The sequence below is a fragment of the Rhizobacter sp. P5_C2 genome, assembly GCF_054049715.1.
In genome coordinates this window covers 1-23,266 of record NZ_JBFULV010000095.1, presented here as the reverse complement: position 1 = coordinate 23,266, position 23,266 = coordinate 1, and the positions used below count along the sequence as shown (strand labels likewise).

Below are 23,266 nucleotides of genomic sequence, written 5' to 3'. Positions count from 1 at the left end.
GCGCTGCAGCGCCGCCTGCAGGCGCTCGCGGCGCACCGGCTTGGTCAGGTAGTCGGCGGCGTCGAGCTCGAAGGCCTGCAGCGCGTGTTCGGCATGCGCGGTGACGAACACGATGGCCGGCGGGTCGCTGCGGCGGCGCAGCTGCGCGGCCAGCTGGCGCCCGTCGGGGCCGGGCATGTGGATGTCGAGCAGCAGCAGGTCGCATGCGTTCGCGGCCAGCCAGTCGAGCGCCTGCTGGGCGTTGCCGGCCTCGCCGACCACCTCGGCGCGCGGCTCGCCGCAATCGCCCACCAGGCCGCGCAGGCGCAGCCGCGCGAGCGGCTCGTCGTCGACCAGCAGCACGCGCAGCACGGGCACGCTGGAGGGGTCGTTGCTGCTCACAGCGGCACCACGATCTGGACGCGGAACACGTCGCGCTCGAGCTGGGTCTCGAACTGCGCGGCGACGTCGTGCATCAGCTTCAGGCGCTCGCGCACGTTGCGCAGCGCCATGCCGTTGCCGGGGCGCGAGCCGGAGCGCGGCACGGTGTTCGCGATGCTGACCACCGCATGGGCGCGCTTGACGCGGGTGCGGATGCGGATCACGCCGCCATCGGGCGAGGGCTCGACGCCGTGGCGCACCGCGTTCTCGACCAGCGGCTGCAGCAGCAGCGGCGGCACGCGCGCGGCACCGGCGTCTTCGTCGAGGTCCCAGCTGAGCTGCAGGCGGTCGCCGAAGCGGATCTGCTCGATCGCCAGGTAGCGCTGCGCGAGCGCGACCTCTTCGGCCAGGCTGACCGATTCGTCGGTCGCGCTCAACGCGACGCGGAACAGCTCGGCCAGGTCTTCGAGCAGGTGCTCGGTGCGGGCCGGATCGAGCCGCGCCAGCGCGATCGCGGTGTTGAGCGTGTTGAACAGGAAATGCGGGCGGATGCGCGATTGCAGCTCGGCCAGGCGCGCCGCGGTGTCGGCCGGCAGCCGGGCGCGGGCGCGCAGCGTGAGCCAGTAGAAGAGCGCGGCGGCCAGCCCGGCGCCGGCCAGCATCGGCGCGGCCAGGTGCACGGTCTCCTGCAGGCGGATGTCGACCGCCACCAGCAGCGCCCAGCCGAATGCGCCGCTGATGCCGCCGAGGGCCACCGCGGCGACCCACTGGCCGGCCACCGGCAGCCGGGCGAGCGGCCGCTTCAGCAGGCACACCGACACCAGCCACAGCAGCACCGCCGGCAGCGCGACGCCGGTGCCCTGGCCGAGCAGGTTCAGCCAGGCGGCCCGCGTGGGCGAGGCGAAGGTGACACCGATCGCGACGACGGCGTGCACGAAGAACAGCGCGCGCAGCACGACGCCGACATGGCAGACGTCGAAGGCCGACACCGGCCCGAGCGGCTGGCGTGCGAGCGGCACCGCGTCGAAGTTGGTGGAATTGAAGATGCTGCTGCCGCGCTCGCGCTGGTCGCCGCCGGGGCGGGTGGACTCGGACCACAGCGGCGCCGGGCGGCTGGGCGTGGGGGCAAAGGCAGAGGTAGGCGCGTGGGGTTCGGGCATGGCGGCAAGGTGGGCCGAATAGAATCCCGGGCTTCCCCGGTTCCTGCGGCCACCAGCGCATTGTCGCCAACTGGCGCCGCCGGGCAACCGGGCCTACCAAGCGTTACACGACGCCCCGTTCCGAGCGCCCCGACGATGTCCGCCAATCAACTCGACAAGAAATCCGAAGCCTGGTCGGCCCTGTTCTCCGAGCCGATGAGCGACCTGGTGAAGCGCTACACCTCCAGCGTGAGCTTCGACAAGCGCCTCTGGAAGGCCGACATCGCCGGCAGCCTGGCGCATGCCGAGATGCTGGCGGCGCAGTCCGTGATCGCGGCCCAGGACCTGGCCGACATCCGGCGCGGCATGGCGCAGATCACGCAGGAGATCGAATCCGGCGCCTTCGACTGGAAGCTCGACCTGGAAGACGTGCACCTGAACGTCGAAGCCCGGTTGACGCAGCTGGTCGGCGATGCCGGCAAGCGGCTGCACACCGGCCGCTCGCGCAACGACCAGGTGGCGACCGACGTGCGGCTGTGGCTGCGCGACGAGATCGATGCACTGCTGCCGCTGCTGGCGGCGATGCAGCAGGCGCTGGTGGGCGTGGCGGAGCGGCATGTCGAGACCATCCTGCCGGGTTTCACGCACATGCAGGTCGCGCAGCCGGTGAGCTTTGCGCACCACCTGCTGGCCTATGTGGAGATGTTCGCGCGCGACGCCGAGCGCCTGGCCGACGTGCGCAAGCGGGTGAACGTGCTGCCGCTGGGGGCGGCGGCGCTGGCCGGCACCAGCTACCCGCTGGACCGCGAGCGGGTCGCGAAGACGCTGGGTTTCGACGGCGTGTGCCAGAACAGCCTGGACGCGGTGAGCGACCGCGATTTCGCGATCGAGTTCGCGTCGTTCGCGAGCATCACGATGATGCATGTGTCGCGCCTGGCCGAAGAGATCGTGCTGTGGATGAGCCAGAACTTCGGCTTCATCAACCTGGCCGACCGCTACTGCACCGGCTCGTCGATCATGCCGCAGAAGCGCAACCCCGATGTGGCCGAGCTGGCGCGCGGCAAGAGCGGCCGCGTGGTCGGCCACCTGATGGGCCTGCTGACGCTGATGAAGGGCCAGCCGCTGACGTACAACAAGGACAACCAGGAAGACAAGGAGCCGTTGTTCGACTCGGTCGACACGGTGCGCGACACGCTGCGCATCATGGCCGAGATGGTGGCCGGCATCGTCGTGAAGCCCGAGGCGATGGAGCGTGCGGCGCTGAAGGGTTATGCGACCGCGACCGACCTGGCCGACTACCTGGTGAAGAAGGGCCTGCCGTTCCGCGATGCGCACGAGGTGGTGGCGCATGCGGTGAAGTTCGCGCTCAGCGAGGAGCGGGATCTTGGGGATCTGCCGCTGGATGTGCTGCAGGGGTTTCATGCGGCGATCGGCGAGGACGTCTTTGACGTGCTGACGCTGCGCGGGTCGTTGAATGCGCGCAACGTGCTCGGCGGGACTGCACCCGATCAGGTGCGGGCGCAGCTGGCGCGGCATCGGAAACGGCTTTTCACTGCGTGAGGCTGCTGCCGGGTCTCGCCCCGGCGGGCGAGTCACTTTGGCTTCGCCGAAGCTTCGCTTTCATTTGGGGCTCAAATGAAAGTAACCAAAGCAAAGAGCCTCAATGCAACACCATGCGGTTCGTTCTGTCCCGCTGCGGACAACACGGCTACGCCGCTGCACATCGTCCCTTGATTGGGATTGTTGCCCTCCCGCCTCCACGCGCCTCGCTTCGCATCGGGGCTGCGGTTCAACAATCCCAACCAAGGTTGGATTTCCAACGGCGTGGCCGTGTTGTCCGTAGCGTGTAGAACGAACCGTATGGTGTTCGGGTTCAAGCGCTTTGCTTTGGTTACTTTCATTTGCGCTCAAATGAAAGTGACTCGCCCGGCAGGGCGAAACCTGCCCGCACTGCGCAGCGTCCGGGGCGAGACCCGGCAATGCCACGCAGTGAAATCACCTCCCCCTAAACTCCCCGCACCACACCAGGAGGGAGTCCATGAAGAAGCTCATCGCGCTCACGACCAGCGTGCTGCTGGCCGCCTGCGGAGGCGGCAGTTCGCCTGATTCACCGTCAGCATCACTCACCGAACGAGCGGCAGCCACCGATCCGGCCGCCTCGGCGCCGGCCTGGCTCGATCCGCTGACGCTGGTGAACCCCTACATCGGCACCGGCATCGGCTTTCCCAACCCGCAGGACCGCCCGAGCGGCAGCCTGTCCGGCAGCACCTACCCCGGCGCCGCCCTGCCCTTCGGCATGGTTCAGTTCAGCCCCGACACCGGCTACGGCGAACCCAACGCCAACGGCGGCTACAACTACGCGAAGAACGTGATCCAGGGCTTCAGCCTGACGCACGCGAGCGGCACCGGTTGCCCGGTGCACCAGGACGTCTCGATCCTGCCCTATCCCGGCACGATCACCACCTCGCCTGCAACCGACATCACCCGCTACCAGTCCACGTTCTCGCACGGCACCGAGCAGACCTCGCCGGGCTTCTACCGCGTGACGACCACCAGCCAGGTCAGCTCCGAACTGACCGTCGCCCGCCGCGGCGGCATCGGCCGCTTCACCTTCCCGGCCGGTGCGAACCCGAACCTGATCTTCAACGTCGGCCGCAATGCCGTCCCCGGTTCCAACGCGCAGCTGCAGCTGGTCGGCAGCGACGGCGTCGAAGGCGTCGTCGAAAACACCGGCGCCTGCGGTCGCGGCCACTACGCGATCTACTTCCATGGCCGCTTCAACCGGCCCTATGCCAGCTTCGGCACCTACCGGGGAGCAACCGTCAGCGCCGGTTCGCGCAGCACCGCACGCGTCCCGCAGACCGGCGGCTGGGTCAGCTTCGCACCCGGCGCCCCGGTCGAACTGCGCATCGCGGTCTCGTACGTCAGCATCGCCAACGCGCGGCTGAACCTGCAGGCGGAACTGCTCACCGACTTCGACAGCATGCGCGGCAAGGCCGGCGCCAACTGGGCCGAGATGCTCGGCCGGGTGCGGATCGCGAGCAACGGCAAGCGCGACGACGAGGTCAAGTTCACCACCGCGCTGTACCACTCGCTGCTGCACCCGACGCTGTTCAGCGACGTCAACAACGAGTACATCGGCTTCGACAACGCCGTCCACACGACCGACGGCTGGGACAAATACGCCACCTTCTCCGGCTGGGACACCTCCCGCGCGCAGATGCAGCTGGTGGCCTGGCTCGCGCCGAAGCAGGGCAGCGACATGGCGCAGTCGCTGGTGGCGGATGCGCAGGCCAGCAATGCCGGCTTCCCGCGCTGGCCTACCGCCAACGCCGACACCTGCATGATGTACGGCGACCCGGGGGCAGTGATCGTCGCCAACATGCATGCCTTCGGCGCGACCGCCTTCGACACCGCGGCGGCACTGGCAGTGATGGAGCGCGGCGCCAACACCGTCAACCTGCGCTCGCGCGATTGCGAAACGCGGCCGTCGCTGTCCCAGTACCTGGACCAGGGCTACATCTCCAGCGGGCCGCTGGGCGCGGTCGGCAACACGCTGGAGTACGCGCTGGCCGATGCCGCGATCGGCCAGTTCGCCGGTGCGCTCGGCGACCCCGCCAAACGCGATCTCTACCTGACGCGTGCCCAGGCCTGGAAAGCGATGCTGTCGAGCTCCGGCTACACCCAGCAGCGCAGCGCGAACGGCACGTTCGTGATGCCGTTCAACCCGGGCGCCGGCAACGGCGCCTTCGGCAACTACACCTCGGCGATGTACACCTTCATGGTGCCGCAGAACCTGCGCGGCCTGATCGACCGCCTCGGCGGCAATGCCGCTGCGATCGCCCGGCTGGACACCCATTTCCAGCAACTGAACAGCGGCAACGGCCTGCAGGCGACGCTGTCCGAGGCGATCGAGCAAGGCACGCCCTGGGCCTATGCGTTCGCCGGGGCGCCCGCGAAATCGCAGGCGGTGGTCCGCCGGATCCTGAACGAGCAGTATGCGAACCGGCCCGAAGGGCTCATGGGCACCGACGACCTGGGCTCGCTGTCGGCCTGGTACGTCTGGGGCGCGCTCGGGCTGTATCCGGAGATCCCGGGCGTCGGCGGCTTCGTCGTCGGCAGCCCGCTGTTCCCGCACGCCGAGGTGCGCATGGGCAACGGCCGCACGCTGACGATCAATGCCGAGAACGCCGGCGCGGCAGGCACCTACATCGGCACCATGGCGATCGACAGCCTGCCCTCCACCCGCACCTGGCTGCCGCTGGAGCGGTTGGCGGGCGACACGGTGTTCGACGTGGTGCTGGGCGCGGTGCCGCCCACGCCCGCCTGGGGCAGCGCGCCCGAGGATGCGCCGCCGTCGTTCGACGTGCCGCGCGCATCGACGCCGTCAACCACGTTCTCGACCAGCTTCGACGACCTGCTGCAGCAGCCCGACTGGATCGACGCGCCGCAGGCGCAGTCGGGCACCGGCCGGATGGAAACCTCGACGCGCCGCATCGGCGCGCTGCACAGCGGTGCGGCGGCACTGCGCTATGCGGGCAGCGCCACCGACGCGACACTGGCGTATGCCTACAACCGGGTGTTCGACGTGAACATCCCGGTGACGGCGAGCACGACGCTGTCGTACTGGATCTTTCCCGACAGCAGCCAGCCGAACAGCCGCTTCGTCGCGATCGACCTGCTGTTCGACGACGGCAGCAGCCTGCGCGAATCGGCCGTGGTCGACCAGAATGGGGTGCCGCTGCATCCGCAGCAGCAGGGGCTGGGCGGTTTCCTGCAGAACGATGTGTGGAACAACGTGCAGGCACAGCTGGGCGCGCTGGCCGGCAAGACGGTCGTGCGGATCACGGTCGGCTATGAACAGGCCGGTGCGACCGGCGGGTTCAGCGGCACGATCGACGATCTCTCGATCACGCCCTGAGGCTTGTTCACTGCGTGAGGCCGCTGCCGGGTCCCGCCCCGGCAATGCCCGCGGTCAGTCAGCCGCGCCCGACAAACGGCATCTGCGTCGCCATGACCGTCATGGTCAACACATTGGCCTCCAGCGGCAGACTGGCCATGTGCAGCAGCGCATTGGCCACGTGCTGCACATCCATCCGCGGCTCCACCATCGTGCTGCCGTTGGCCTGCGGCACGCCGCGCGCCATGCGCTCGGTCATGTCGGTGGCCGCATTGCCGATGTCGATCTGGCCGACCGCGATGTTGAACGCCCGCCCGTCCAGCGACGTGGCCTTCGTGAGACCGCTGATCGCGTGCTTGGTGGCCGTGTACGGCGCCGAGAACGGCCGCGGCGCGTGCGCCGAGATCGAGCCGTTGTTGACGATGCGCCCGCCCTGCGGCGTCTGCGCCTTCATCAGGCGGAAGGCCTCCTGCGTGCACAGGAAGGCGCCCGTCAGGTTCACGTCGACCACCGCCTTCCACTGCTCGTAGCTCAGGTCTTCGAGCGGCATCGCCGGCGTGCCGGCGCCGGCGTTGTTGAACAGCAGGTCGAGCCGGCCGAAGCGCTCGCGGGTCGCCGCGAACAAGGCCTTCACCGACGCCGGGTCGCCGACATCCGTGGGCACCGCCAGCGCATTCGCGGCCCGCTCGCCCGCCTCGGCCAGCGTCTGCTGCAGCGGCTCGGCGCGGCGGCCGGCCAGCACCACGCCCCAGCCTGCACCCAGCAGCGCCAGCGCACAGGCACGGCCGATGCCGGTGCCGGCACCGGTGACGAGGGCGATCTTCGACGCTGCAGTGGCGGCATTCATGGCGGCGGGCTCCCGGTGTCCGCCGACTCCAGCTCGAAGCTGTCGGCGAAAGTGAAGAACAACGATGCGTAGAAGGCACTCATGACCATCAGCCAGACCGGCAGCATCAGCACCTTGCCGATCTCGACCTGGCCGAGCAGCGACGACACCAGGCTCACCAGGATGACGGCCGCCAGCACCGCGCCGAACCACACCAGCATGTAGATGGCGAACGCGCCCCGGTTGCGCCAGCACGCCACCAGGCTGAAGAACAGCGACTTCGACGCGCTCATGCCGCCCCAGTGCACCAGCCCCGGCGCATGCCACCACACCACGCTCAGCACCGAACTCAGCACGAACAGCACCAGCATGCCGAGCTGCAGGTGGCCGTCGGACAGGCGCGCGTCGATCATCTCGGGCGTGGTGCCGGCGCTGTACAGCAGTTGCTGCAGCTCGATCACGCGCGCGCCGGCAATCGTGTACGTCAGCAGCCAGATCAGGAAGGCCGCCAGCGCGTAGCCGGCATACAGCCACAGCTGCGCGCGGCGGCGCTGCCGGTCGCCCCGCAGCGGCGCGATGAAGACGGTCGGCAGCGGCACCTGGCCGGCCAGCGTCATGCGCGTGGCGATCATGAAGCCCAGCGACAGCAGCGGGAACATCCCGAGCAGCAGGAACGGCCCGAGCACCGGAATGAACGCGAGCGCGAAGCTCGCGAACAGCGACAGGCCGAGCAGGCCGGAAAACGCAAGCGGCCGTGTCGCGAAAGCGGCCAGGCCCTGGCGCACCCACAGGGCACCGCGGCTGGCGGGAACATGCTGGAATTTCATCGTTCAGCCCATCGCGGGATGCCACGCGTTCTCGACGCGCTGGCGCAACACGCGCTCGAAGTGGGTGGGGTCATGGGCCTTCAGCACCGACGCATCGCGCGGCAGGTGCAGGTCCCACAGGCGGGAGATCCAGAAGCGCAAGCCCGCTGCGCGCAGCAGCGCCGGCATCAGCCGCCGCTCGCTGGAGCCGAGTGGCCGCACCGCGTCATACGCCTCGACGAACGCGAGCGCGCGGTCTTCGGCCAGGCGTCCGGTGTCGAGGTCGATGCACCAGTCGTTCAGGCACACCGCGATGTCGAACAGCAATGCGTCGACACCGGCGAAATAGAAGTCGAAGAAGCCGGTCAGCGCGTGGCCCTCGAACATCACGTTGTCGCGGAACAGGTCGGCATGGATCGGCCCGCGCGGCAGCGCCGCATACGCCGGCGACGCCGCCACCTGCTGCTGGAACGCGAGCTCGGTCTCGATCAGCGCGCGCTGCGCGTCGGTCAGGAAGGGCAGCACCACCGGCACCGTCTCGGTCCACCAGGCCAGGCCGCGCAGGTTGGGCTGCTGGCGCGGGTAGTCGGCGCCGGCCAGGTGCATCCGCGCCATCGCCGCGCCGACGCTGCGGCAGTGCAGTTCGTCGGGCGCGAGCTGGTGGCTACCGCGCAGCCGGTCGACCAGCGCGGCCGGCTTGCCGTCGAGCTGGTGCAGGATCTCGCCGGCCGCATCGGCCTGCGGCTCGGGCACCGCGATGCCGTGGCGCGCCAGGTGCTTCATCAGGTGCAGGTAGAACGGCAGCTGCTCGAAGCTCAGGCGCTCGAACACCGTCAGCACGTAGCGGCCCTGCGTGGTGTCGGCGAAGTAGTTGGTGTTCTCGATGCCGGCGGCGATGCCTTTCAGCGTGCTCAGCTCGCCGATCTGCAGGCGGGCCACCAGCGCGGCGGCGGCGTCGAACGAAACCTCGGTGAAGACGGCCATCGTTCCGCTCAGAAGGCGAGGACCTGCCAGACCCGCTGGCCGGCGACCCCGCGCGAGCCGTTGGGTGCCTGCGGCACACCCTTGGCGGCGTTGTCGGGCAGGATCTCGTACTCGCCCTTCAGCGGCGCCTTGGTCTTGACGACGATGCGCTTGACCTCGCCGCGCACGCGCAACTCCTCGATGCGCGTGCCTTCGTCCTCGTGGACCAGGTGGTCGACCCGCGGCTCGCCGGTGTCGAAGTCCTCGACCGGGGCCGGGATCGGCTTCGGCGCCGGAACGGGTTCGGCATGGAGGGCGGGGGCGGTCGACAAGGCCAGGCAGGCCAGCACGGGCAGCAGCTTCATGGGGCGCATTGTAGGCAGCGCTGCCGGGCGCGGCGCCCCCCAGGGTCAACGCCTCGCTCACTCGGGGCGCACCCGCAGGAAGGTCGCGAAACGCGGCAGCCCGCTTTCGTGGAACCCGCGGTAGCGGTAGGTCACGGTCGCGCCGATCGGCGGCGGCTGGCGGCGGTCGGCATCCTTCAGCCCGCTGCCGAGCCGGAAGCGCCGGCCATCGGGCAGCTCGACCAGCAGCGCACCGACCTGGCCGGCGTACTTGCCTTCGCCCGGCAGGTGGCCGACGACGCGCGCCTCGGCATCGTCCTGCGGCTTCAGCTTCAGCAAGGCATCGCTGCGGTCGCGCACATACAGCGCATCGCCCCGGTGCAGCACCAGGCCTTCGCCGTTGACCGACACGACGCGGCGCATCAGCTTCAGCAGCTCGCCCTCATCGGCCGCGCGGCCGTGCACCACCGCCTCGATCCACGGCGTGCCGACCTTGCGGACCAGCGGCAGGATCGCGGCCCGGCGGTGGTCGAAATCGGCCGGCTCGTCCGGCAGGTCGAACACCATGAAGCGCATCTCGCGCCACGCGGCGTCGTCAGGCACCTCGGCCGCCACCGCTGATGCGGCTGCGGTGAAGCGGCCCCGACCGGCCCACAGCTCGCCATCCATCGCGCGCTTCGGCCAGCCCGCCGTGAACCAGGCCGGCACGCGGATCGGGTGGCCGTGGCGCGTCAGCAGGCGCTCGCCATCCCACCAGCCGCGCACGCCGTCGTATTTTTCGCTGACCCAGTGAACGGCCGGCTGAAAGGCGCCGGCGCGGTACGGTTGGGCCAGCATCACCGCCGGCGGCCCCGCGGACATGCGCTGTTGCGCTGCGGCCTCCATCGGCAGGCTGGTGGACAACGAAGCGACAAGCACGGCAAGTGCGACGGCAGTGGGCTGCATCTGGTTTTCTCCCGGTGGAGCCGCCGGTATACGCAAGCATCGTGCAGAGAATTTGCAGACGGATCTGCAAACAGCGCAGCCGAGGCCTGCTGACATCGCCGTCCGAAGCTTCCGCCACAATCGCCCGATGGACGACACCCTTCCCAACGACGCCGGCACGCTGCTGCTGGTCGACGGCTCCAGCTACCTCTACCGCGCCTACCATGCGCTGCCCGACCTGCGCAGCGCCGAAGGCTTCCCGACCGGCGCGCTGCACGGCATGGTCGCCATGCTCAAGCGCGCCCTGATCGACGTGAAGGCCGGGCACGCGGCCTGCGTGTTCGATGCCAAGGGCAAGACCTTCCGCGACGACTGGTACCCCGAATACAAGGCCCAGCGCGCGCCGATGCCCGAGCCGCTGGTGCAGCAGATCGAGCCGATCCACGAGGTGGTGAAGCTGCTCGGCTGGCCGGTGCTGATGGTGCCCGGCGTCGAGGCCGACGACGTGATCGGCACGCTGGCGCGGGTGGCGGCCGAACGCGGCCACCGCGTCGTGATCTCCACCGGCGACAAGGACCTGGCCCAGCTCGTCAACGAACGCGTGTCGCTGATCAACACGATGAGCAGCGAGAAGCTCGACGTGCCGGGCGTGATGGCCAAGTTCGGCGTGCCGCCGGACCGCATCGTCGACTACCTGACGCTGATGGGCGACACCGTCGACAACGTGCCGGGCGTCGAGAAGGTCGGCCCGAAGACCGCCGCGAAGTGGATCGCCGAATACGGTTCGCTGCAGGGCGTGATGGACGCCGCGGCCAGCATCAAGGGCGTCGCCGGCGAGAACCTGCGCAAGGCACTCGACTGGCTGCCGACGGGCCGCAAGCTGGTGACGGTGCGCGACGACTGCGAACTGGCCGAGCACCTGGCCGGCTGGCCGGACCTGGACGGTCTGGCGCTGAAGCCGACCGACAACGCCGCGCTGCTCGACTTCTACGGCCGCTACGGCTTCAAGAGCTGGAAGCGCGAACTCGAGGCGGCGGTGGCCGCGCCGCCGCCCGCGCCGGTGAAGGCGGCCAAGCCACCGAAGCCGCCGGCCGACAACGGCACTACCGACATGTTCGGCGACGGCGCTCCCGACGAACCCGCCGCCGACACACCGGCCGAACCGGCCTGCGACGGCCGCTACGACACCATCACCAGCTTCGAGGCGCTCGACGCCTGGATCGCGCGCCTGAAGGCCGCGCCGCTCGCGGCGTTCGACACCGAGACCGATTCGCTCGACCCGATGCGTGCGCAGCTGGTCGGCGTCTCGTTCGCGGTGCAGCCGGGCGAGGCGGCCTACGTGCCGCTGCGCCACAACTACGCCGGCGCACCGGAGCAGCTGCCGATCGACGCGGTGCTGGCACGCCTGAAGCCGTGGCTGGAAGACGCCGCGGCACCGAAGCTCGGCCAGAACATCAAGTACGACCTCCACGTGCTGCAGAACGCCGGCGTGATGGCACGCGGCTTCGTGCACGACACGCTGCTGCAGAGCTACGTGCTGGAAGCGCACCGCCCGCACAGCCTGGAAAGCCTCGCCGAGCGCCACCTGGGCCGCAAGGGGCTCAGCTATGAAGACCTGTGCGGGAAGGGCGTGAACCAGATCCCGTTCGCGCAGGTCGAGGTGGGGCGTGCGGCGCGCTACTCCGGCGAGGACAGCGAGATGACGCTGCAGGTGCACCAGGCGCTGTGGCCGCAGATCCTGGCCGAGCCGGGGCTGCTGCGCGTCTACCAGGAGATCGAGATGCCGACGGCGATCGCGCTGCAGCAGATCGAGCGCAACGGCGTGCTGATCGACGCGCTGGTGCTGTCGGCGCAGAGCCAGCAGCTGGGCGAGCGCATGGTGGCGCTGGAGCAGGAAGCGCACGAGCTGGCGGGCCAGCCGTTCAACATGGGCTCGCCGAAGCAGATCGGCGAGATCCTGTTCACCAAGCTCGGGCTGCCGGTGATCAAGAAGACCGCCAGCGGCGCGCCCAGCACCGATGAAGAGGTGCTGGACAAGCTGGCCGAGGACTACCCGCTGCCGGCCAAGCTGCTGGAGCACCGCAGCCTCGCGAAGCTGAAGGGCACCTACACCGACAAGCTGCCGCTGATGGTGAACCCCGAGACGCACCGCGTGCACACGAACTACGCGCAGGCGGTGGCGGTGACCGGGCGGCTCGCGAGCACCGACCCGAACCTGCAGAACATCCCGATCCGCACGCCCGAGGGCCGGCGCGTGCGCGAGGCCTTCATCGCGCCGCCGGGGCACGTGATCCTGAGCGCCGACTACTCGCAGATCGAGCTGCGCATCATGGCCGACATCAGCGGCGACGCGAGCCTGCTGAAGGCCTTCGCCGACGGCATGGACGTGCACCGCGCGACCGCGGCCGAGGTGTTCGGCACCGAGCCGGCGGCGGTCACGAACGAGCAGCGGCGCTATGCGAAGACGATCAACTTCGGGCTGATCTACGGCATGGGCGCGTTCGGGCTGGCGTCGAGCCTGGGCATCGAGCGCAGCGCGGCGACCAGCTACATCGAGCGCTACTTCGCGCGCTACCCGAGCGTGAAGGCCTACATGGACGAGACGCGGGCGTCGGCCAAGGACAAGGGCTATGTCGAGACGTTGTTCGGGCGGCGCATCTACCTGCCCGAGATCAACGGCGGCAGCGGCCCGCGGCGCGCCGGTGCCGAGCGGCAGGCGATCAACGCGCCGATGCAGGGCACGGCCGCCGACCTGATCAAGCTCGCGATGGTCGCGGTGCAGAACGCGCTGCTCGCCGAGCAGCGTGCGACCAAGCTGGTGATGCAGGTGCACGACGAACTGGTGCTCGAGGTGCCGGAAGCCGAGCTCGACTGGGTGAAGGCCGCGGTGCCGAGGCTGATGGCCAGCGTGGCGCAGCTGAAGGTGCCGTTGGTGGCGGAGGTGGGAATCGGGCGGAACTGGGACCAGGCGCATTGACACTCACCGTCCATGCCCATGCCGCTCCCGATCAACCTGAAGGACCTGCTGCACCAGCGCACGGTCGAAGGCGAGCGCATCGAATACAAGGCGGGCTGGAATCCGGATGCAACGCTGCGCACGATCTGCGCGTTCGCCAACGACTTCGCGAACCTGGGTGGTGGCTATGTGGTGATCGGGCAGGATTGCGACGCGGACGGACAGCCGGTGTTCCCGCCGGTCGGCGTGGCCGACCACCAGATCGACAAGATCCAGCAGGAGTTGCTGGCCGCGTGCCAGCTGATCCAGCCGCCGTACTTTCCGCTGCTGAGCGTGGAGACGGTCGAAGGACGCATGCTGATCGTGCTTCACGCGCCCGGGGGCATGAACCGTCCGTACAAGGCGCCGGCATCGATCTCCGCCAGGCACAAGAGCTGGCACTACTACATCCGCCGCTACAGCAGCACGGTCGAGGCGAAAGGCGCTGACGAACATGAGTTGTTGAGCCTGGCGGCCAACGTCCCCTGGGACGATCGCCTGGCTCAGCAGGCGCGCGTGTCCGACCTGTCTCTCCCGCTGATGCAAGACCATCTGCGCGAGGTGCAAAGTGCGCTGGCCGACGAGGCTTCGTCGATGTCGCCGGAAGCCTTGGGGCGGCAGATGAACGCGGTGGGGGGATCCAGCGAATCACCCTGGCCCAAGAACGTGGGCTTGCTGTTCTTCAACGAAGCACCCGAACGCTTCTTCCCGTACACGCAGATCGATGTGGTGTGGTTTCCTGAAGGTGCCGGCGGCGATCGCTTCGAAGAGAAGGTGTTCAGCGGCCCGCTGGGACGCATGACACGCGAAGCACTGGGCTACATCGAGCGCAACTACCTCTACGAAACGGTCGTGAAACACGCCGACCGGGCCGAAGCCACCAGGGTCTGGAATTTTCCTTATGCAGCGGTTGAAGAGGCACTGGTCAACGCCGTTTATCACCGCTCGTACGAAGAACGCGAGCCGATCGAGGTTCGCATCGGCCGGGATGAACTGGCGATCCTGAGCTTTCCCGGGCCCGACAGGTCCATCCGTTCGGCCGACTTCGTGGCCGGTCGCGGGGTAAGCCGCCGATACCGCAATCGACGCATCGGCGAGTTCCTGAAAGAACTCGAACTGACTGAAGGACGCAGCACTGGCGTGCCCAAGATCTTGAAAGCGATGGCCGCCAACGGATCGCCGCCACCGCTGTTCGAGACGGATGACGACCGGACGGCCTACCTGATCCGGCTGCCGATCCATCCGTTGGCACACACACCCGAATCGGCGTCGGAAGATGCCCCGCAAGTTACCGGGCAAGTTACCGGGCAAGTTACCGGGCAAGTTACCGGGCAAGTTACCGGGCAAGTCGCCCCGGAAGTGGCACGCCTGCTGACCGTGCTGGTCGGCGAGATGTCGAGGCAGGCACTTCAGCAGGCGCTGGGCTTGAAGCATCGGGATCACTTCAACGCAGCCTACCTCGCGCCTGCCTTGGCCGCGGCACTCGTGGAAATGACCCAGCCCGAGGTTCCACGCAGCAGCAAACAGCGCTACCGCCTGACGGCCGCGGGACGCCACGCCGTTGGCGCAAAGGGTTCGAGTTGAAAAAAAGGGCCGCGGACATCACGCCCGCGGCCCCTTCCCTCTTCTGGCCAGCACCAGCCGCCTGCGCGGCCGGTTCCTCCCTGATCAGCCGAATCAACCGAGTTCGGGCAGCCCCGTCAGGTAGCCGACGGCCGCGCCGAACTTGTCCTTGTAGTTCACCTTCACGAGCGGCTCCAGGTCCCCCTTCACGAGGTCGTGCACGCCCTTGATCCACTCACCGGCATGCTGGAAGTTGCTCATGATGTAGGTCCAGCCGTTGATGTCGTCGACCGCATGCAGGCCGGTCGATTCGCCGCCCGCCGGCACCGACAGGATGCGCGACAGCTTCTTCGTGTCGACGTTGTAGGCCCACAGGAAGTTGTTGACGTGCGTGGCGCTGTCCTCGCCGATGAACAGCGTGCGCATCTTCTCGGAGAACTTGATGTTGTCCGGGTTGCCGATCTTCTCGGGGTTGGTGGTGTTGCCCAGCGCGTCGGCGGGGGCAATGTCCTCGCCCACCAGCAGCGCCTTGGTCTGCACCGGCACCCACTCGCTGTCGATCGCCGCGCCTGCGGTGTCCTTCTGGCCACCGGTCAGCGTGTGCGCCATGACACCGCCAGCCACCAGCTTCTTGTCCAGGCTCACGCCCATCTCTTCGCGCCAGGCCGCATCGCCCTTCACCATCGACGCCTGGATGTTCTGCAGCGCCGAGTAGCCGATCTTGTCCTTCGCGTTGACGGTCGTGCCTTCCATCTTCGTGAAGACCATGCTCGCGCCGACCAGGTTGGCGTAGCGGTGCGTCTCGAGGAAGGCCGCGGCCTTTTCCATCCCCGGCACCAGCTTGACCCAGTTGGCCTTGCCGTCGCAGAAGATCTTCGTGTAGCTCGCGTCAAGCGGATCGGTCTTGCTGACGGCCATGATGTCGGCCGGCTTCAGCGTGTTGGCCAGGTTCTCGATCTCGGCACTGGTCGCGTGGCCGAGCTTGATCCAGGTCAGCGGCGCGCCCGCGGCGGCCGGGTCGATCGAGAAACCGGCGCCGACCTTGGCGACGTACAGCGTGCCGGCCGACAGGTCCTTCGCCTTGTCGGCGACGAACATGAAGAAGCCGCCGTTCGTGTAGTCGTCACCCATGATCGCGGTGCGCTGGTCCGGCATCACCTGGATCAGCTCGTGCGAGATGCGGCCCAGGCAGTAGTGCTTCTTGATGCTGCCGGTGCCGTCCGGGTTCACCGTCACTTCGGGCAGGTGGCCGTAGTGGTACGGGTTGGCCTTGGTGGCGTCGCCGAAGGCGTTCTTGCTGAACGCGAGGAACTGCGCGGTCGTGCTGGCGAACGGCGCATCGGGCTCGTACTCCTCGCTCGACAGGTGGGTGCCCCACGGCGACAGGCTCGCGCCGCAGGTGATCCACAGGCCGTGCACCGACGAGGTGTCGACGTTGTGGTACTTCACCAGGCTCAGCTTGCCGGTGACCTGGTCCTGGTCGAGCGTCAGCACCGCGATCGGCGACGGCAGCGTGCCGTAGGTGCTGACGAGGTCCTGCCCGGCGGTGGTGTACTCGAACTGCACGACGGCGAACACCGCCTTGCCCTTGATGCCGGGCACGGTCGGGTTCGGCACGGTCAGCAGCGAGCTGCCGTCCGGCGAGTCGGAGAAGAACTGGCGTTCCTTGCCGGCTACCGTGTTGTCCATGATCTTCTCGCCGGCCATGTTGACGTAGCCGCCCGCGAGGATGGTGCCGCCCTTGCCGTCCGGCACCATGTCGCCGGTGACGAAGAAGGGCTCGTACTTCAGCGCGAAGGTCTGCTTGCTGCCGTCGCTGTAGGTGGCGACCAGCTTGGAGCCGACGGTGGTGGCGGCCATCGCGGCCGGCTCGGCCTTCGTCGGCGCAGCCATCGCGGTGAACTCGACCGAGGTCACGGTGGCGGCCGGCGTCGGCGCCGGGCCGTCGTCACCACCACCGCAGGCGGCCAGCAGGCCGGCGAACGCGGTGGAACTCGTCATCGGCAGCAGCGGGGCCCCGGACAACAGCTTCAGGAGACGGCGACGTGCGTCGACGGTTGGGTGGCTCATCTGGCTTCCTTGGAGAGTGAGGGGAGAGTGAGGAGAGAAGGCACGTCACCGCGCGTGGCGGGTCGTGTCGAGGTGTGTCTTGGCGTGCGGCAGGTTAAGCAGGCCGGATGAAAGTGGCGTGACAAGCGCATGACGGGACCATGACGCCTCGAAACACCTCGGCGGCCGCGTCGGAAGGCCGGTTGCGCGCTTGCGTTCATACTGTCGCCCGATCACCACCAACACCATCCACGGGAGAAGCCTTGGCATGAGCAAGATCCACTTCATCGGCGGCGAAAAGGGCGGCGTCGGCAAGTCGCTGATGGCACGGGTGCTGGCGCAGTACCTGATCGACCGGCAGATGCCCTTCCTCGGCTTCGACACCGACCGCTCGCACGGTGCGCTGATGCGCTTCTATGCCGGCTACGCGTCGCCGGTGCTGGTCGACCGCTACGAGGCGCTGGACGCGATCGTCGAGGCCGCTGTCGACCAGCCCGACCGCCGCGTGCTGGTCGACCTGGCCGCGCAGACGCACGACCCGCTGGTGCGCTGGATGGACGAATCGGGCGTGCTGAACCTGCTGGACGAGACGAACTCGCAGGTCCACTACTGGCACGTGATGGACGCCGGCAAGGATTCGGTCGACCTGCTGAAGAAACTGCTCGACCGGTTCGGTCCGAGCTTCAAGTACGTGCTGGTGCGCAACCACATCCGCGGCAGCGACTTCTCGGTGCTCGAACAGTCGGGCGAGCAGGCGCGCGCGCTGTCGTTCGGCGCCAAGGTGGTGACGATGCGCAAGCTGCACGACACCGTGATCCAGAAGATCGATGCGGCGAGCATCAGCTTCTGGAATGCGCGCGAGGGCGACGGCGATGCGACGCTGGGGTTGATGGACCGCCAGCGCCTGAAGATGTGGATGCGCGACGTCTATCGCGAAATCGACGACGTCGAGGTCTGATCGCTACTTCGTGCCCTTGATCGCCGCCTGCGCGATCTTGAAGAAGATGTCGGTGTTGTCCATCACGCCGCTGAACAGCGCGGCACCGCGGCCCAGCGCCGACAGCGGGATGTCGGTCGCGGTGTGCACCGCCTGGTCGCCCGGCACCTGGCCGGTCACCAGGAAGCCGTTGGCGGCGTTGCGCACGCTCGGGTTCGCCGGGTAGCCGCTCTGCGGTGCCTTGCCGACGAAGGGCTGCTGCGAATCCTGCGTCGGCGTCGCGTTCGCGAGCCAGCTCTCGTAGCGGTCGGCGTTCGCGCCGTAGCCGATCAGCATCTTGAAGTCGACGTCGGTGCTCTGCGGGTAGCCGTCGGCCGCAATCGTGTACTTCGGGAACTTCGCGGCCTGGTAGACGCCCACCACCGGATCGCGCAGCGTCGCGGCGCTCGGCGCGCTGGCGCCCTCGGCCGGCGCGGCGGCGGCGCGGATCGCGGCCACCGGTTTCGTCGACGCGCCGATGATGGCCGCGCCCGAGCATTCATGGTCGGCCGTCACGATGACCAGCGTGTCCGGGTGCTTGGCAGCGAAGTCCTTCGCCACCTGCACCGCACGGTCGAACTCGATCACCTCCAGCAGCCAGCGATCGGTGTCCATCAGGTGCGCCTGCTTGTCGATCGACGCGCCCTCGATCAGCGCGACGAAACCGTTCTTCTGGCGCGACAGCACCTGCAGCGCGGTCTCGGCCATCTCGTCGAGCATCGGCTGGTCGGGGAAGCCGTAGTCGTCGACGATGGTCGACACGCCGCGGCGCTTGTTGATCTTGTCGAACGCGACGTTCATGTTCGAGTACGCGAACAGGCCCAGCAGCTTGTCGGCGCCGGCCGCTGCGGCCAGCCCGAGGCGGTCGGGCGCATAGGCGAAACCGGCGCCCTGGAAGTCGGCGATCAGGTCGCGCGACGGGTCCTTCGCGCCCACCGCCGCGCCCCAGCCGGAGACCAGGTCCGACGGCAGCACGTAGTCGGTCTTCGCGTCGCGCTGCGAGCCGTTGACGGCCTGGCCGTTGCGCGAGCCGTCGGCCTTCAGCGCATCGCCGTTCGGCAGGAACCACTTGCGCCCGCCGCCCATCAGCACCGACAGCCCGGTCAGGCCGCGGTCGTCGAGGAACTGGTCGACGATGCCGGTACCGTTGCCGCGGTTCGAGGTGTGCACCGCATTCGCGGCCGGCGTCGCGTCGAACACGTCGGCCGTGGTCACGATGCCCAGCGCCTTGCCCTGGGTGCGGTGCAGGTACTCCGACAGGTACTCGACGCGCGGGTTGTCGAACGCGTCGGCCGTGTCGTCCGGGAACACGCCTTCCTGGTTGTTCGCGGCCTTGTTGCCGGTCACGTAGTTCGACATGCCGGGCGACGAGTCGGTGACGATGGCGTCGAGCGACGAGGTCATCACCATGCCGGTGTTCGGGAAGGTGTCCATCGCCAGCGCCGCATGCGCCTTGCCCTGCGCATAGCCCTTGGCCATGATGCGCGCCGCGGTGCGGTGGGCTGCGCCCATGCCGTCGCCGAGCAGGATGATGATGTTCTTCGCCTTGCGGCCGGCGCCGCTGAGCGCCACGACCTCGAAGTTGCCGGTGGCGCTGACGCGCTGGCCGTCGCTCTGCATCGCGTTGACCGTCAGCTGGTGGATGCCCGGCTTCGCATTGGAGTAGGCGCGCTGCGAGACGACCGCAGCGTTGGTGCCGGCCGGCAGGCTCAGGCCGCTCGTCACGACGCTGGTGACGGCGGAGGCGGGCTTCAGCACCACGCCGTCGACCGCGAACTCGAAGGCGGTGAGCGTGGTGCCGGCATCCAGCCGCACGGTGGCCTGCAGGTCGAAGCGCTGGCCGGGCAGGAAGCGCGCGATCACCGGCGGGTTCGGGTCGTTCGACGTGAACAGCTCGCTGGGCGGCACGAGGCGCGTGACGCCCGGCGCGGCCTGGGCGGAGGCAGCGGCGAGCAGGAGAGCGGCAACAGCAAGGCGGTTCATTTCGGGGACTCCAGGAGAACAGATGCGGATTCGGGGTCGAGCACGAGGCGCACGAACGAGGCGCGGCCGTCGGCCTCGCGCTGCGCGCCGACCTGCAGCGTGCCGGTGAGCGAGACGAGGCCGGGGCGGTACGAGATCGTTCGCGAGGCGAGCGGGGCGGCGAGGTGCAGGTAGAGCGTGGACGCGGGAAGGTCGTCGGCGAAGCTCTCGTCTTCGTCGCCGAGCGAGACCGGCAGCGGGGTCAGCAGCGCGATGCCGGGTGCGGCGGACGATGCCTCCTGGTGCGCGAGGTAGCCTGTGATGCGCACCGGCTGCCCGTCGAGCGACAGCAGGCGTGCGCTGGGCGCGAGGCCGCGCGGACCGACCGGCAGTTGGAAGAACTCGCGGAACTTCAGATCGGCGGCCTGAGGCCCGGCCTGGGCCGCGACAGAACCCAGCAGCGTGGCTGCACACAGCAGCCACGCTTTACAACAACGACGCATGGGTCTCCCTCCACGACTCCCCGAGCTGCCTGATGATCGCGGGGTGCCATGACAGGGGCGTGACCTTGGCTCAATAGTTCAGCAGCACGACCTCGTCGACGAAGGCGGTGTTGTCGCCCGCGGTGTTCTGGCCCGCGAAACGCAGCGTGTGCGCGCCGGCACCCAGCGCGATCGGCGGGGTCGTGAACGACTCGAACTGCGTCGATCCCGGCGTGAAGCTGCCCAGCAGGTTGCCGTCGAGGTAGACGCCGAGGCTCTGCACGCCGCCGGAGCTCCAACCCCGCCGCGCCGCCTTGAAACGCACCGCGTACCGCCCCGCCGACAGGTCGGCCAGGCCCTGGCTCATGGCCCCGCCGCTTTGCACGAAGGCCGTCTGCACGCCCTCCGGCGCGGCCACCGCGCCGAACGCGCTGCCGTTCTTCTGCAGGCCCGAGCCGCTGGTGCCGCTCTCCGGCGTGAAGGCCCAGCCTGCGTTCGCTGCGCCGTACTGCACGCCGTTGCCCGTCGCCACCGCCGGCGACTCGAAGCCCGGGTTCTGCGGCAGGTGGCCCACCCAGCAGCGCTTGGCCACCCCGAAGATCGGATCGACGAAGCTCGTGTTGTCGCAGGCCACCGGGCCGCTGCGCGTCAGGAAGCGGTACGCCGACTGCGCGCCATAGGCCACGGTTCGGGTGCGGTCGAAGCTGCAGCTCTGGCCCTCCAGCGCGCACGGCGTCCAGATGCCGATTGCCGGCGGCCGCTCGGTGTCGCTCAGTTCGCAGTGCTTCACGACGTTCGGCGTCGGGTCCCCGAAGGTCGCGTTGTTGCAGGCGACGCCGCCGTTGAAGCTGCCGTAGACGAAGCTGCTGCCGCTGCCATAGCGCACACCGCGCACGCCCTCGAAGACGCACTGCCCGGCCTCCGCCGCGCAGCTCGCCCAGGCCGCCCCCGTCCCGGCCGTGCGGAACGTGCGCACCCCCGGCTGGACGCCCCGGAAGTAGATGTAGCGGCTGTCCTGGTCGGCACTCGCGATGCCGGCCGCGCCGGTGAACGCACTGCCGTTCCACACCTCCACGCCGTCGATGCTGACGCGCCGGTCGATGCCGAAGCGCGGGATGCCGATCACGCCGACGGAGCCGGTGTGCGAGCTGCTGTCCACCGTCATCGTGAAGCTGCCGTCGCTGCCGCGGTCCCAGCTGTTCCTGACGCGCTTGCTGCCGTCGAAGCTCAATTGGCCCTCGACGTGCGTGAGGTCGCCGGGGTGCGGGATCACGCCGTATTGCTGCCCCTTCACCGTGGTCGGGCTGATGCCCAGCGTGTAGAAGGTGAGCGCCGAGGTCGGCCCGGACGACCAGCCGTGTGCGTAGCTGACGAACCACGGCGCATAGCCGCCGCTGCCGCCGTCCGCGCCATAGCCCTCCCAGAAGGTTCGGGTGCTGCGCGTCGGGTGGTTGAACATGAAGCCCCACTGGCGGCGCATCAGCTCCAGCGCATCGGCATCGCGCGAGGCCACCGACATCGCCATCAGCTGCATCGAACCCGCGAAGCCGGAGATGTTGCGCCCCCACTCCGGCGTCAGCGCACCCAGCGTGCCGAGGTTGGAGTTCAGGTAGCGGGCGATGGCCGACGGCTTGTCGGCGCTGTCGGTCACCCCGTACCAGACCGCGAGCGAGTTGCCGTCCTGCGGGAGCAGCGTGCTGTCCGGGTTGTCGCGGTAGGCGCCGGCCGCGGCGTCCCACAGCGTGGCGTTGATGCGCGATTTCAGCGTCGCGGCCGCATTCGCGTAAGCGGTGGCCGTCGCGCCCTCGCCCACCGCGCTGGCCAGCGTGGCCCCGGTGACGAGTGCGCGGTACAGCATCGCATTCGCCGCGATGTTCTCGCCGCCCTGGCCGCCGCGCGCCCAGTCGTTGGTGCCGGTCACGTGCAGCAGCCCGTGCGCGCCGTTCACCTTGGCCTGGATGAAGGCCATGCCCTGCTTGTAGCGCGGCCAGATCGAGCGCAGCCAGTCGGTGTCGCCGCTGTAGAGGTGGTAGGTCTCGGTGCCGATCAGCGTCCAGAGGTGGTAGGTGTCGGAGCCGTACAGGTCGAAGGGCGGACCGGAGTACGGCAACTCGCCGCTCGCCTTCTGGCTGTCGTACAGGCGCTGCAGCGCGTTCTTCACCGACAGCGTGTCGGCGGTCGACACGTAGCCCACCGCGGCCGAGATGCCGAGGTCGCCCGACCACACCGTGCGGTCGCGCTTGGCGGCATCGGTCAGCACCGAGCTGCCGCCGCTGACCACGGCGGTGTTGTCCCAGCCGGTGGTGAGCAGCTTGCGGCCCTGGTCGGGCGCGATGGTGTTGGTCTGCACCGTGTAGGCGCCGGCGTACCAGAGCTTGTTCAGCAGGTCGTCGTTGCTGTAGAAGTAGTTCGGGTAGGCGCTCGGATCGGCCATCGACGGCGCCGGCGTGAAGCGCAGCCGGATGTTGGCGAGGTGCACCCAGCCGTCGGAGTTCATGAACAGCGTCAGGTAGCGGAAGCCGCCGCGCAGGCTCGGCGCCGGCATCGTGTAGCTCGTGCCGGTCGTGCTGTTGACGCTCGCGTAGATGGCGCCATCGGTCGAGCTGCTCGCGCCCACGTTCAAGCCGGCGTTCGAGCCGTCGCTGACGGGGCCGACGTACTCGCTCGACTCGGTGAACGCGAGGCCGACCGATTCGGCACTGCTGCCGGCGGCGGGGAAGTCCAGCGAGACGAAGCCGCCGACCTCCTTGCCGAAATCCAGCACCACGTGGCTGCCGCGGCCCGACATCATCGCGGTGTTGCCGGTCAGCAGGTTGCCGGGGTTCTGCACCGTGCCGACGGTCTTGAAGATCGCTACCGGGGCCAGGGTGCGCGACGACGGCGACAGCATGTACTGGCTCCACGGTGTCGCGGCGGCCGCCGCAGCGGCCTCCTCCGGCGTGCCGGCCGAGGCGGTCGCGGCCGGTGGCGCCGGGGC

General features: G+C 68.9%; 17 protein-coding genes. 5 read left to right on the top strand and 12 right to left on the bottom strand.

Features of this window, described 5'->3' with window-relative positions; translation table 11 throughout:
- Nucleotides 1-381 (bottom strand): LytR/AlgR family response regulator transcription factor (locus tag ACXJLU_RS26280; RefSeq protein ID WP_457336089.1); only part of this gene is annotated, 381 nt, incomplete at its 3' end.
- Entirely contained in the window at nt 378-1,520 is a 1,143-nt protein-coding gene (locus tag ACXJLU_RS26275; RefSeq protein WP_073467888.1) for a sensor histidine kinase, read from the bottom strand. The genes ACXJLU_RS26275 and ACXJLU_RS26280, both read right to left, overlap by 4 nt.
- Before the next feature lie 135 nt (nt 1,521-1,655).
- On the opposite strand from ACXJLU_RS26275, the gene argH reads away from it, so the two are divergent.
- Nucleotides 1,656-3,059 carry an argininosuccinate lyase gene (argH, locus tag ACXJLU_RS26270; RefSeq protein WP_457336087.1) on the top strand — a complete coding sequence of 468 codons (1,404 nt, stop codon included), beginning with the start codon at nt 1,656-1,658 and terminating at the stop codon, nt 3,057-3,059.
- Nucleotides 3,060-3,130: 71 nt separating this feature from the next.
- On the opposite strand, the gene ACXJLU_RS26265 is transcribed toward argH, so the two are convergent.
- The gene (locus tag ACXJLU_RS26265; RefSeq protein ID WP_457336085.1) at nt 3,131-3,400 is read right to left on the bottom strand and encodes a hypothetical protein; all 270 of its coding nucleotides are present in this window, start codon (nt 3,398-3,400) and stop codon (nt 3,131-3,133) included.
- A 137-nt stretch (nt 3,401-3,537) separates the two neighbouring features.
- Between ACXJLU_RS26265 and ACXJLU_RS26260 the strand changes: the two genes are divergently transcribed.
- Complete coding sequence (locus ACXJLU_RS26260) at nt 3,538-6,420, top strand: GH92 family glycosyl hydrolase (RefSeq protein WP_457336083.1); 2,883 nt, start codon at nt 3,538-3,540, stop codon at nt 6,418-6,420.
- 58 nt (nt 6,421-6,478) lie between these two features.
- Here ACXJLU_RS26260 and ACXJLU_RS26255 read toward each other — a convergent pair whose 3' ends face one another.
- Genes ACXJLU_RS26255 through ACXJLU_RS26235 form a run of 5 tightly spaced genes read right to left on the bottom strand, consistent with a single transcriptional unit; the run spans nt 6,479 to nt 10,283 of the window.
- Nucleotides 6,479-7,246 (bottom strand): SDR family oxidoreductase, encoded by a 768-nt coding sequence (locus tag ACXJLU_RS26255; RefSeq protein ID WP_457336081.1) that lies wholly within the window; start codon nt 7,244-7,246, stop codon nt 6,479-6,481.
- Nucleotides 7,243-8,052 (bottom strand): BPSS1780 family membrane protein, encoded by an 810-nt coding sequence (locus ACXJLU_RS26250; protein WP_457336079.1) that lies wholly within the window; start codon nt 8,050-8,052, stop codon nt 7,243-7,245. The genes ACXJLU_RS26255 and ACXJLU_RS26250 overlap by 4 nt, the downstream gene beginning before the upstream one ends.
- Before the next feature lie 3 nt (nt 8,053-8,055).
- Nucleotides 8,056-9,015, bottom strand: coding sequence for a homoserine kinase (locus ACXJLU_RS26245; RefSeq protein WP_457336077.1), 960 nt, complete (start codon nt 9,013-9,015; stop codon nt 8,056-8,058).
- Between the two features lie 8 nt (nt 9,016-9,023).
- Complete coding sequence (locus ACXJLU_RS26240; protein ID WP_143171724.1) at nt 9,024-9,359, bottom strand: hypothetical protein; 336 nt, start codon at nt 9,357-9,359, stop codon at nt 9,024-9,026.
- A gap of 57 nt (nt 9,360-9,416) precedes the next feature.
- Nucleotides 9,417-10,283, bottom strand: a complete 867-nt coding sequence (locus tag ACXJLU_RS26235) for a DNA ligase (protein WP_457336075.1) — start codon at nt 10,281-10,283, stop codon at nt 9,417-9,419.
- Nucleotides 10,284-10,410: 127 nt separating this feature from the next.
- Between ACXJLU_RS26235 and polA the strand changes: the two genes are divergently transcribed.
- Nucleotides 10,411-13,239: a DNA polymerase I gene (polA, locus tag ACXJLU_RS26230; protein WP_457336073.1), complete on the top strand. Its 2,829-nt coding sequence runs from the start codon at nt 10,411-10,413 to the stop codon at nt 13,237-13,239.
- 12 nt (nt 13,240-13,251) lie between these two features.
- Nucleotides 13,252-14,841: an RNA/DNA-binding domain-containing protein gene (locus ACXJLU_RS26225; protein ID WP_457336071.1), complete on the top strand. Its 1,590-nt coding sequence runs from the start codon at nt 13,252-13,254 to the stop codon at nt 14,839-14,841.
- Nucleotides 14,842-14,934: 93 nt separating this feature from the next.
- On the opposite strand, the gene ACXJLU_RS26220 is transcribed toward ACXJLU_RS26225, so the two are convergent.
- Nucleotides 14,935-16,890 (bottom strand): PhoX family protein, encoded by a 1,956-nt coding sequence (locus ACXJLU_RS26220; RefSeq protein WP_457336069.1) that lies wholly within the window; start codon nt 16,888-16,890, stop codon nt 14,935-14,937.
- 247 nt (nt 16,891-17,137) lie between these two features.
- On the opposite strand from ACXJLU_RS26220, the gene ACXJLU_RS26215 reads away from it, so the two are divergent.
- Nucleotides 17,138-17,827, top strand: a complete 690-nt coding sequence (locus ACXJLU_RS26215; protein ID WP_073467899.1) for a P-loop NTPase family protein — start codon at nt 17,138-17,140, stop codon at nt 17,825-17,827.
- 3 nt (nt 17,828-17,830) lie between these two features.
- On the opposite strand, the gene ACXJLU_RS26210 is transcribed toward ACXJLU_RS26215, so the two are convergent.
- From ACXJLU_RS26210 to ACXJLU_RS26200, 3 genes are all read right to left on the bottom strand, one after another.
- Nucleotides 17,831-19,828 (bottom strand): alkaline phosphatase, encoded by a 1,998-nt coding sequence (locus tag ACXJLU_RS26210; RefSeq protein WP_457336067.1) that lies wholly within the window; start codon nt 19,826-19,828, stop codon nt 17,831-17,833.
- Nucleotides 19,825-20,310: a hypothetical protein gene (locus ACXJLU_RS26205; RefSeq protein WP_457336065.1), complete on the bottom strand. Its 486-nt coding sequence runs from the start codon at nt 20,308-20,310 to the stop codon at nt 19,825-19,827. Before ACXJLU_RS26205 ends, ACXJLU_RS26210 begins: the two co-directional genes overlap by 4 nt.
- Nucleotides 20,311-20,380: 70 nt before the next feature.
- On the bottom strand, nt 20,381-23,266 hold a 2,886-nt coding region (locus ACXJLU_RS26200; RefSeq protein WP_457336063.1), incomplete at its 5' end, for an alpha-L-rhamnosidase-related protein.

Excerpts from the sequence above, each read along its gene's own strand:
- ACXJLU_RS26275 (WP_073467888.1), bottom strand. The coding sequence starts at position 1,520 with ATGCCCGAACCCCACGCGCCTACCTCTGCCTTTGCCCCCACGCCCAGC.
- argH (WP_457336087.1), top strand. The coding sequence starts at position 1,656 with ATGTCCGCCAATCAACTCGACAAGAAATCCGAAGCCTGGTCGGCCCTG.
- ACXJLU_RS26265 (WP_457336085.1), bottom strand. The coding sequence starts at position 3,400 with ATGAAAGTAACCAAAGCAAAGCGCTTGAACCCGAACACCATACGGTTC.
- ACXJLU_RS26260 (WP_457336083.1), top strand. The coding sequence starts at position 3,538 with ATGAAGAAGCTCATCGCGCTCACGACCAGCGTGCTGCTGGCCGCCTGC.
- ACXJLU_RS26255 (WP_457336081.1), bottom strand. The coding sequence starts at position 7,246 with ATGAATGCCGCCACTGCAGCGTCGAAGATCGCCCTCGTCACCGGTGCC.
- ACXJLU_RS26250 (WP_457336079.1), bottom strand. The coding sequence starts at position 8,052 with ATGAAATTCCAGCATGTTCCCGCCAGCCGCGGTGCCCTGTGGGTGCGC.
- ACXJLU_RS26245 (WP_457336077.1), bottom strand. The coding sequence starts at position 9,015 with ATGGCCGTCTTCACCGAGGTTTCGTTCGACGCCGCCGCCGCGCTGGTG.
- ACXJLU_RS26240 (WP_143171724.1), bottom strand. The coding sequence starts at position 9,359 with ATGAAGCTGCTGCCCGTGCTGGCCTGCCTGGCCTTGTCGACCGCCCCC.
- ACXJLU_RS26235 (WP_457336075.1), bottom strand. The coding sequence starts at position 10,283 with ATGCAGCCCACTGCCGTCGCACTTGCCGTGCTTGTCGCTTCGTTGTCC.
- polA (WP_457336073.1), top strand. The coding sequence starts at position 10,411 with ATGGACGACACCCTTCCCAACGACGCCGGCACGCTGCTGCTGGTCGAC.
- ACXJLU_RS26225 (WP_457336071.1), top strand. The coding sequence starts at position 13,252 with ATGCCCATGCCGCTCCCGATCAACCTGAAGGACCTGCTGCACCAGCGC.
- ACXJLU_RS26220 (WP_457336069.1), bottom strand. The coding sequence starts at position 16,890 with ATGAGCCACCCAACCGTCGACGCACGTCGCCGTCTCCTGAAGCTGTTG.
- ACXJLU_RS26215 (WP_073467899.1), top strand. The coding sequence starts at position 17,138 with ATGAGCAAGATCCACTTCATCGGCGGCGAAAAGGGCGGCGTCGGCAAG.
- ACXJLU_RS26210 (WP_457336067.1), bottom strand. The coding sequence starts at position 19,828 with ATGAACCGCCTTGCTGTTGCCGCTCTCCTGCTCGCCGCTGCCTCCGCC.
- ACXJLU_RS26205 (WP_457336065.1), bottom strand. The coding sequence starts at position 20,310 with ATGCGTCGTTGTTGTAAAGCGTGGCTGCTGTGTGCAGCCACGCTGCTG.